This window comes from Rhodopseudomonas sp. (assembly GCF_048594845.1).
Lineage (GTDB): Bacteria > Pseudomonadota > Alphaproteobacteria > Rhizobiales > Xanthobacteraceae > Rhodopseudomonas.
Genome location: NZ_JBMDXE010000194.1, coordinates 26351 through 35272 on the forward strand (window position 1 = coordinate 26351; position 8922 = coordinate 35272).

Annotated in this window: 10 protein-coding genes; 5 read left to right on the forward strand and 5 right to left on the reverse strand. The window is 64.5% G+C overall.

Annotated features, from left to right (window positions below; all coding sequences use genetic code 11):
• Positions 1–8: 8 nt before the first annotated feature.
• The 3 genes from ACOJTD_RS12690 (at position 9) to ACOJTD_RS12700 (ending at position 3504) form a co-directional block, all read left to right on the forward strand.
• The gene (locus ACOJTD_RS12690) at positions 9–632 is read left to right on the forward strand and encodes a TetR/AcrR family transcriptional regulator (RefSeq protein WP_420133265.1); all 624 of its coding nucleotides are present in this window, start codon (positions 9–11) and stop codon (positions 630–632) included.
• A gap of 141 nt (positions 633–773) precedes the next feature.
• Positions 774–2297 carry a helicase HerA domain-containing protein gene (locus ACOJTD_RS12695; RefSeq protein WP_420133266.1) on the forward strand — a complete coding sequence of 508 codons (1524 nt, stop codon included), beginning with the start codon at positions 774–776 and terminating at the stop codon, positions 2295–2297.
• A gap of 97 nt (positions 2298–2394) precedes the next feature.
• A complete protein-coding gene (locus tag ACOJTD_RS12700; protein ID WP_420133267.1) occupies positions 2395–3504 on the forward strand; it encodes an S-(hydroxymethyl)glutathione dehydrogenase/class III alcohol dehydrogenase in 1110 nt (369 codons plus the stop codon).
• 228 nt (positions 3505–3732) lie between these two features.
• On the opposite strand, the gene pqqE is transcribed toward ACOJTD_RS12700, so the two are convergent.
• From pqqE to pqqA, 5 genes are all read right to left on the reverse strand, one after another.
• On the reverse strand, positions 3733–4902 hold the full coding sequence (pqqE, locus tag ACOJTD_RS12705; RefSeq protein ID WP_420133268.1) for a pyrroloquinoline quinone biosynthesis protein PqqE: 1170 nt from the start codon (positions 4900–4902) through the stop codon (positions 3733–3735).
• Entirely contained in the window at positions 4899–5204 is a 306-nt protein-coding gene (gene pqqD / locus ACOJTD_RS12710) for a pyrroloquinoline quinone biosynthesis peptide chaperone PqqD (RefSeq protein ID WP_420133269.1), read from the reverse strand. Before pqqD ends, pqqE begins: the two co-directional genes overlap by 4 nt.
• A 7-nt stretch (positions 5205–5211) precedes the next feature.
• The gene (gene pqqC / locus ACOJTD_RS12715) at positions 5212–5976 is read right to left on the reverse strand and encodes a pyrroloquinoline-quinone synthase PqqC (RefSeq protein WP_420133270.1); all 765 of its coding nucleotides are present in this window, start codon (positions 5974–5976) and stop codon (positions 5212–5214) included.
• Complete coding sequence (pqqB, locus tag ACOJTD_RS12720; protein ID WP_420133271.1) at positions 5973–6899, reverse strand: pyrroloquinoline quinone biosynthesis protein PqqB; 927 nt, start codon at positions 6897–6899, stop codon at positions 5973–5975. The genes pqqC and pqqB overlap by 4 nt, the downstream gene beginning before the upstream one ends.
• A 77-nt stretch (positions 6900–6976) precedes the next feature.
• Positions 6977–7057: a pyrroloquinoline quinone precursor peptide PqqA gene (gene pqqA / locus ACOJTD_RS12725; RefSeq protein ID WP_054161083.1), complete on the reverse strand. Its 81-nt coding sequence runs from the start codon at positions 7055–7057 to the stop codon at positions 6977–6979.
• A 387-nt stretch (positions 7058–7444) separates the two neighbouring features.
• On the opposite strand from pqqA, the gene ACOJTD_RS12730 reads away from it, so the two are divergent.
• Together ACOJTD_RS12730 and ACOJTD_RS12735 are read left to right on the forward strand one after the other, a co-directional pair.
• A complete protein-coding gene (locus tag ACOJTD_RS12730) occupies positions 7445–8176 on the forward strand; it encodes a GntR family transcriptional regulator (RefSeq protein WP_420133272.1) in 732 nt (243 codons plus the stop codon).
• 63 nt (positions 8177–8239) lie between these two features.
• A partial coding sequence (locus tag ACOJTD_RS12735; RefSeq protein ID WP_420133273.1) for a formyl-CoA transferase occupies positions 8240–8922 on the forward strand: 683 nt, incomplete at its 3' end.

An 8922-nucleotide genomic window follows, 5' to 3' on the forward strand; every position in this document is an offset into this window, starting at 1 on the left:
AGTTCGCAATGTCTCCCCAAACCAAGAAGACGCGCAGCAGACGTAAGGCCGAGCGGCCCGCCGAGATTCTCGACGCCGCCTTCGAAGAATTCGTGCAGCACGGCTATTCGGCCACCCGGCTCGAGGATGTGGCGTCGCGGGCTGGCGTTACCAAGGGGACGGTCTATTTCTATTTCGACGCCAAGGAGCGCGTGTTCGAGGAAATGGTCCGGCACAAGTCCCAGACCTTCCTGCCGAATCTGGCGAATTACGTGTCGACCTTGCAGGGCTCCTACACCGAGCGGTTGCGCGCGCTGATGGCCTTCACCTATGGCCATATCGCCGAGAATCGCGAATCCCGCGAAGTCCTGCGGTTTCTCATCTCGGAGGGCGGGCGTTTTCCCGAGTTGGTTGACCGCCACTACGACGAGTTCGTCGTGCCTATGTTGGAGCAATTCAAAACGGTGATCGACGGAGGCGTGGCCGCAGGCGAATTCCGGCCCACACCGGCAACGGAATTCATCGAGATGATCATGAGCCCCGCACTGCTCGTCAGCCTGTGGTCGATGCTGTTTGGAACCAGAAAGCACTTCGACATCCGCGCTTTCACCGAGGCGAGCACCGACCTGCTGTTGCACGGCCTTGCCAAATGAGGCGCGCCGGAGCGATAGCGCGGGCTCCAGTTCCCCCAGCCAACCTGCCGGTGCATAACGACCGCTAATCGTCCCCGGGTGCTCGACGCGCTGCCGCCGGATTGTTAAGCCCCCTCCTCCGAAAGGAGAGTCGGGCCAAAAATGACCGTTGCGATCGAGATGGGGCAAACCAGCAGCGGCGGAGCGGCCACTCTCGACCTCGAGGAATTGCTGGCCACCCGGCTGCTGGTGCAGGGCAATTCAGGCTCCGGCAAATCGCATCTGCTGCGCAGGCTGCTGGAGCAGAGCGCACCCTGGGTGCAGCAGGCGATCATCGACCCCGAAGGCGACTTCGTTACGCTCGCCGAGCGCTTCGGCCATCTCGTCATCGACGCCGAGGACCACACCGAACGTGGCCTGCAGGTTGCGGGCGAACGCGCCCGCACGCATCGCGTCTCAGTGGTGCTCAACCTCGAAGGCCTCGACGCCGAAAACCAGATGCGTCGCGCGGCGGCGTTTCTCGACGGCATGTTCAACACCGCACGCGACCATTGGTACCCGATGCTCGTGGTGGTCGACGAGGCGCAGCTGTTCGCGCCAGCCGTCGCTGGTGAAGTCTCGGACGAAGCCCGCAAGCTTTCGCTCGGCGCGATGACCAACCTGATGTGCCGCGGCCGCAAGCGCGGCCTCGCGGGTGTCATCGCGACACAGCGGCTGGCGAAGCTCGCCAAGAACGTCGCGGCCGAAGCGTCGAACTTTCTGATGGGCCGCACCTTCCTCGACATCGACATGGCGCGCGCCGCCGATCTGCTCGGCATGGAGCGGCGCCAGGCCGAAGCGTTCCGCGATCTCGAGCGCGGCCAGTTCATGGCGCTCGGCCCTGCGCTGTCACGCCGGCCGCTCGGCCTGCGGATCGGCGCGACCGAAACCCACCCGCGCAACGCCTCGCCGAAGCTGATGCCGCTGCCGGAAGCCGCTCTGGAAGACGCCCGCGCCGTGATCCTTGCAGCCCCGCCGCCGGACGCAGCGATCAACCGACCGCAGCGCCGGCAGCCCGCGCCCGATTTGCTCAGCCAACTCATGGCGGCAAAATCGGCCGCCGTTGAAGCGCGCCCCGAGCCTGAAGCCGTGCCGCTGACCGAGGAGCAACTCGCCGAACGCCGCGAGCGGCTCGACCGCATTCTGCGCGCGATCCTCGCCGAGCCCGACGCGGGCTTCCGCGCCATCGGCGTGCTGTACCAGGAATTCATCGTTCGCTGCCGGATCGAGGGCCTCGCCGCAACGATCCCCGACATGGTCGAATTCCGCCGGATGCTGACTCATGCCCGCGCCGGCCTCACCGCCGAGATGGCCGCGGATGATGGCTGGCAGGACGTGACGCTGCGCGCGTCGATCTTGCCCGACGACATGCAGGGCGTGTTCATGATGATCGCGCGCGCTGCCAAGGAAGGATGGCCCTGCCCCGGCGACGCCGCCATCGCCCGCGCTTACGGCACCCACTCACTGCGCCGCGCGCGCCGGCTGCTGACCTATATCGAAGAGCAAGGCCTGATCGTCTGCCAGTTCGACGGCACCGGCCGGCGCACCGTCACGCTGGTCGAACTCGCCTGGGCGACAGCGCCGGGCGATCCGAACGCGGCGGAGGATCTGCCGGTGGACGACGAAGTTCGCGCCGCCTCGGCCTGAGCCCTCGCATCCGCACCGGCCAGAAAACGGTTCAAGTCGGCGCGCCGATTTGCGATACCGGATGGCACTCGCATGTTTGCCTGCCAGGAGGATCGCCATGAAGACACGGGCCGCCGTCGCGTTCGAAGCCAAGAAGCCGCTCGAAATCGTCGAAATCGATCTCGAAGGGCCGAAGGCCGGCGAGGTCCTGGTCGAGATCAAGGCTACGGGCATCTGCCATACCGACGCTTACACGCTCGACGGCTTCGATAGCGAAGGCATCTTCCCCTCGATCCTGGGCCATGAGGGCGCCGGCATCGTTCGCGAGGTCGGCCCCGGCGTCACCTCGGTGAAGGTCGGCGATCACGTCATCCCGCTGTACACGCCGGAATGCCGGCAGTGCAAAAGCTGCCTGAGCCAGAAGACCAACCTCTGCACCGCGATCCGCGCGACGCAAGGCAAGGGCCTGATGCCCGACGGCACCTCGCGCTTCTCCTACAAGGGCCAGCCGATCTTCCACTACATGGGCTGTTCGACGTTTTCGAACTTCACCGTGCTGCCGGAGATCGCGGTCGCGAAAATTCGCGACGACGCGCCGTTCGACAAGAGCTGCTACATCGGCTGCGGCGTCACCACCGGCGTCGGCGCGGTGGTCAACACCGCCAAGGTGACGCCCGGGTCCAACGTCGTGGTATTCGGCCTCGGCGGCATTGGCCTCAACGTCATCCAGGGCGCCAAGATGGTCGGCGCCGACAAGATCGTCGGTGTCGATATCAACGACGACAAGGCCGAATGGGGCCGCCGCTTCGGCATGACTGATTTCGTCAATCCGAAGAAGGTCGACGGCGACATTGTCCAGCACCTCGTCGCCTTGACCGACGGCGGCGCGGACTACACCTTCGACTGCACCGGCAACACCACGGTCATGCGACAGGCACTCGAAGCCTGCCATCGTGGCTGGGGCGTCTCGGTGGTGATCGGCGTCGCCGAAGCCGGCAAGGAAATCTCGACCCGCCCCTTCCAGCTCGTCACCGGCCGCGTCTGGAAGGGCTCCGCCTTCGGCGGCGCCCGCGGCCGCACCGACGTGCCGAAGATCGTCGACTGGTACATGAACGGCAAAATCGAAATCGACCCGATGATCACTCACGTGCTCAAGCTCGAAGACATCAACAAGGGGTTTGAGCTGATGCACGAGGGCAAGTCGATTAGGTCGGTGGTGGTGTTTTGAAAACTGCCTTCTCGTTCGTCATTCCGGATTGCGCGTAGCGCAAGTCCGGAATCCATAGCCCCTGGACGCGATGAAGCACTGCAGCGTTCATCGCGTAGTAACAAGTAATGTCAGGGGTTATGGATTCCGGGTTCGCGCTACGCGCGCCCCGGAATGACGAACGATGGGGTGTTATCGCTGAAGCCCTCAGGGGCGACGAACGTGCATGCGGAATGACGAACGAGAGGCTTACGTCTCAGCCGTGCCGCCGGCGAAATTGCGATACACGAATGTCTCGCCGCCCTGTTCCGCCTCGGCCTCTGCCGTTTTGAAAATCCGCTCGTGCAGCGGTGACAGCGCGCACGCCGGATCTGTGGCGGCGGCGTCGCCGGCGAGCGCGAAGGCTTGGCAGCGGCAGCCGCCGAAATCGACCTGCTTGAAGGCGCAACTGGCGCACGGTTCCTGCATCCAGCCGGTGCCGCGATAGCGGTTGAGCGCTTCTGAATCGCGCCAGATCTCGGCGATCGACGCGCCGCCTCGCACCGAATCGAACACCAGCCCGGTGATCGTCTCCGCAGCGTGGCAGGGCAGCACCTTGCCGCTCGGCGAGATGTTGAAGAACTGCCGGCCCCAGCCGCCCATGCAGGTCTTCGGGCGCAGCGCGTAATAGTCCGGCACGACGTAGTCGATCGCCAGCACACCCTTCAGCCGCTCGCGGGCCGCCTCGACCAGCGCCGTGCAGTCCTCGATCTGCTGCAGCGTCGGCATCAGCGCCGCGCGGTTCTTCAGCGCCCAGCCGTAATACTGCACGTTGGCGACTTCGAGCCGGTCGGCGTCGAGCGCCACCGCCATCTCGATGATATCAGGCAGTTGGTGCAGGTTCTGGCGATGCATCACCGCATTGACGGTGAGCGGCAGATCGAGCTCGCGGGTCCAGCGCGCCACTTCGAGCTTCTTCTTGTGCCCATGAGTGTAGCCACCGACACGGTCGGCGAGTGCCGGCTCGTTACCCTGGAAACTGATCTGGACGTGGCACAGGCCGGCATCGGCCAGGGCCGCAAGGCGTTCACGCGTTAGCAACACCGCTGAGGTAATCAGATTGGTGTAAAGGCCGAGATCGCTGGCATGTTGCACCAGTGCGGTTAGATCCTTGCGCGCCGTCGGCTCGCCGCCGGAGAAATGCACCTGCAGCACGCCGATCGCGGCAAGCTCGCTTAGCACTCGCTTCCATTCGTCGGTCGAGAGTTCGGCGCTGCCGCGCTCCAGCTCGACTGGATTGGAGCAGTACGGACATTGTAGCGGGCAGCGATGCGTCAGCTCGAGGAGAACCGCGAGCGGAATGCCGTAGCTCTCGGCAAAGCTGGGCTTATCCAGCACCCCGGCGCCAGCTGCCGCTGGTGTGAGCGCGCTGTCGCTCATGGCGCCGGCTCCCGCGCCTCGGTCAAAAAACCCTTGTCGGCGAGGTCCTGCAGCATGGCCACGACGTCGGTGCCGATCTCGCTACGGTCGGCCGTGTACTTGGCGGCAAGTTCATCGATGATCACCCCGACGCTGCGCACGCCGTCGCACAGTTGCAGGATCTCGACCGCAATGTCGTCGGGCGCCAGCACGCGCTCCGGGGCCAAGATCACCCAGCGCTGCCGCGTCTCGTCGAAGCGCAATTTGGCGTGGCGCGGAAGCACTGGCCGGCTCGCTTCACTCACAGTGATGTTACGCGCCATGATCGCCTCACACCGCCCTTGGCACGAAAGCGCCGGGCGGAATGTGCCCCTCGACATAGGCGTGATGCAGCGCGTCGAGCTGCGCCCACAGGACGTTGGTCTTGAAGATCAGCGCATTGCAGACTGCTTCGCGCTCGGACGGCGTGCACGCATGATGCTTGACGTATTGGAGGGCGAAATCGGCATCGCGCGGCGCTTGCGTCAGGCGGCGCTTGAAGTAGCTCATGATCTCCGGGTTGACGAAGTCGTAATGCGCCAGCATGCCGGAGATGCGCTCCTCGTGCAGATTAGGGGCAAACAATTCGGTCAGCGACGATGCAATCGCTTCAAGCGGCGTCCGGTCGCGGACGAAATGCACATAGGCGTCGACCGCGAACCGCGTCGCCGGCAGGATGCCTTCGGTCGATTCAACATAGGCGCTGTCGAGCCCGAGGCCTTCGGTCAGCTTCAGCCAGCGCTCGATGCCGCCCTCGCTGCCGAGGTCGCCATCGTGATCCTCGATGCGATGCCGCCATTCGACCCGGGTGGCGCGGTCGCGAAACCGCGAGATCACGACCGCGTCCTTGATCGGGATCGTGCTCTGATAATAGTAACGGTTGAGAGCCCAGGCCTGCACCTGCCCCTTGTTCAGCTTGCCGCCGTGCAACAGGCGATGAAACGGATGCAGATTGTGATAACGCGTCGCGCCGATCTGGCGCAGTGCGGCTTCAAGTTCGTCGGCGGACTGCAGAGGTGCGGCGCCGTTAATTGAAAAGGCCGTCATGGCGTTCACGGCGTCACCTCCATCCCATCGTGCGGGATCGTCCAGCCCGCCTCATCCACGGCCTTGCGCTCGGCGGTGTCCGCCAGCAATGCCTGGTTCGAGTTATTGATATGCACGAACAGCTTTTGCGCAATGCCAAGGTCGCCTAGTGCGGCGATCGCACCCTCGTCGCCCGCCATGGCGATGTGGCCCATCGCCTGCCCCGTCTTGTGGCTGAGACCCGCGGCGATCAGTTCGTCGTCGCGCCACACCGTGCCGTCGAACATCAGCAGCGCCGCTCCTGCGAGCCGCTCCTTGAGCTCATCCGTGACGCGCGCGCAGGCGGTGAGCACGTGAATGGTTTTGCCGCTTGCCTTGTCGGTGATCGTCAGACCGAGCGTGTCGCCGTCGGGCGCGTCACCGCCGGGATGGGTCTGGCCTTCGAGATACCACGCCGCTTTGCCTGGAACCGCAAACGCGGTGACTTCGAGGCCGGAGGGCGATCCATCCGGCAGCGCAGGCTGAAACGGTCGATCGATCTCGATCGGCTGACGCCGCACCACCTGCTCGTTCAGGACATTGAAGATGCTGTTGGCGCGGAGAACTGCCAACACCTTCGCATGCGCATAGATGGTGAAGGGCGAGCCTTCGCGCATCGATAGTAGCCCGGCGACTGCGTCGACCTCGCCGTTGGTGAGAATTACGCCGGCGATCGGGCTATGCCGGAGGGCGCCTTCGTTGGGATGCAGCTGCGGCGTTGCAATCACCTGCTGGCGAAGATCGGGCGAAGCGTTGATCAGGAACCAGTTGACCCCGTCGGCACTGACCGCGATCGAGGCCTGGGTGCGACGTAACGCCGGATCGGCGAACGATGCGCGGCACACCTCGCATCCGCAATTCCATTGCGGAACGCCGCCGCCCGCCGCGGCGCCCAGCACGACGACGCGCATCATTCACCCCTCTCCGACGCAAAAATAAAGCAGCCGGCGCGGGACGCCGACTGCTTGTAACTCCACAACGCTGCGGCTGATTACTTGCGCACGGCGCAGGCGTACATGTTGATTTCCATGCCGACGGAGATTTCGACGATCGCAGGTTTCTTCCAGGCCATGATGTCCTCCCGAGGATTGCAGAACTGACGTCGCAATGAGTCGAAGATAGAGTCCCCACGAAACGCGCGCAAGCGCGGCGTGGTTGCGCATCCCCCTATCAACTCAGGGTGAGCAGTCGCAGCACGCTGCCTGCTGCGGCGCAGGAAGAATTGCCGCACCTGCGCCGATTAGTTCCGCGAAGTCGTTCCGGCAGCCCTCTGATTGAAGCCTCTCCCGGTTCAATGCGCCTGCCCGCCTCACCGCAACAAAATAACATCTCGATTTGGTATGCCAGGAGCTCTTCCGGACACCCTCAACGTCTCGCAATCGCGAGATGGCAGCCCTTGACCCTTGGCATCTGGTATGCCAGATCAGACAAACAGAGAGGCAAGGATCTGCTCCCCGAGATGGTCGCGCGCGCGAGAGCCAAAATTGTCGACGTCGTGCACGAGCCCGATCTCGCAGTGGCGCGGCTGGCACCGGAGGTCAGCTACAAGGCCAAGGCCTACCAAGCGCTGAAGCAGGCCATCCTCAAGATGGATATCTACACCACGCCCGAGCCGGTGATGCTCGACGAGCGCGCTCTCTCCGACAAGCTCGGCGTCAGCCGCACGCCCATCCGCGAGGCGATCGCGATGCTCGAACAGGACGGGCTGGTGAAGGCCCTGCCCCGCCGCGGCATCGTCGTGGTGCGTCGGACCAAGGCGGAGATCGTCGACATGATCCGCGCCTGGGCGGCGCTGGAGAGCATGGCCGCACGGTTGATCACCACGATGGCTCGTAAGCGCGACATCACCGCGCTGCGCGACGTGTTCAAGGATTTCGGCCCGGACCGGCTGCCGCAGGATCACATCGAGGAATATTCGCGCGCCAACATCGTGTTTCACCAGGCGCTGATCTCGCTCTCCGAGTCGCAGGTGCTGGTCGACATGACCGACGACATCCTGCTGCACGTGCGCGGCTATCGCCAGCTCACCATCGGCCGCAAGGAACGCATCGCCGCCTCCCTGCCAGAACATCTCGCGATGATCGAGGCGCTGGAAGCGCGCGACACCGAACTCGCCGAGAAACTCGCCCGCGATCACACGCTCCGCCTCGCCGACTATGTCGAGGCGCACGGACAGGAATTGTTCGCCTGACGGCGAACCAAGCAACGACGAACAAGATGCCGCCCCGCGCGCATCGATGACAGGAGTAGGACTATGACCAAGGCGCTCGACGGCGTTCGTATTCTCGACTTCACCCACGTCCAGTCCGGGCCGACCTGCACGCAGTTGCTGGCGTGGTTCGGCGCCGACGTCATCAAGGTCGAGCGTCCCGGCACCGGCGACATCACCCGCGGCCAGTTGCAGGACATCCCGAAGGTGGACAGCCTGTATTTCACCATGCTGAACCACAACAAGCGGTCGATCACGCTCGACACAAAGAACCCGAAGGGCAAGGAAGTCCTCACCGCGCTGATCCGCACCTGCGACGTGCTGGTGGAGAATTTTGGCCCCGGCGTGCTCGACCGCATGGGCTTCACCTGGGAGAAGATCCAGGAGATCAACCCGCGCATGATCGTCGCCTCGATCAAGGGCTTCGGTCCCGGCCCCTATGAAGACTGCAAGGTCTACGAGAACGTCGCGCAGTGCACCGGCGGCGCCGCCTCGACCACCGGCTTCCGCGACGGCCCGCCGCTGGTCACCGGCGCCCAGATCGGCGACAGCGGCACCGGCCTGCATCTCGCGCTCGGCATCGTCACCGCGCTGTACCAGCGCACGCTGACCGGCCGCGGCCAGAAGGTGCTCTGCGCCATGCAGGATTCGGTGCTGAACCTGTGCCGCGTGAAGCTGCGCGACCAGCAGCGCCTGCAGCGCGGCCCGCTGCGCGAATACTCGCAGTT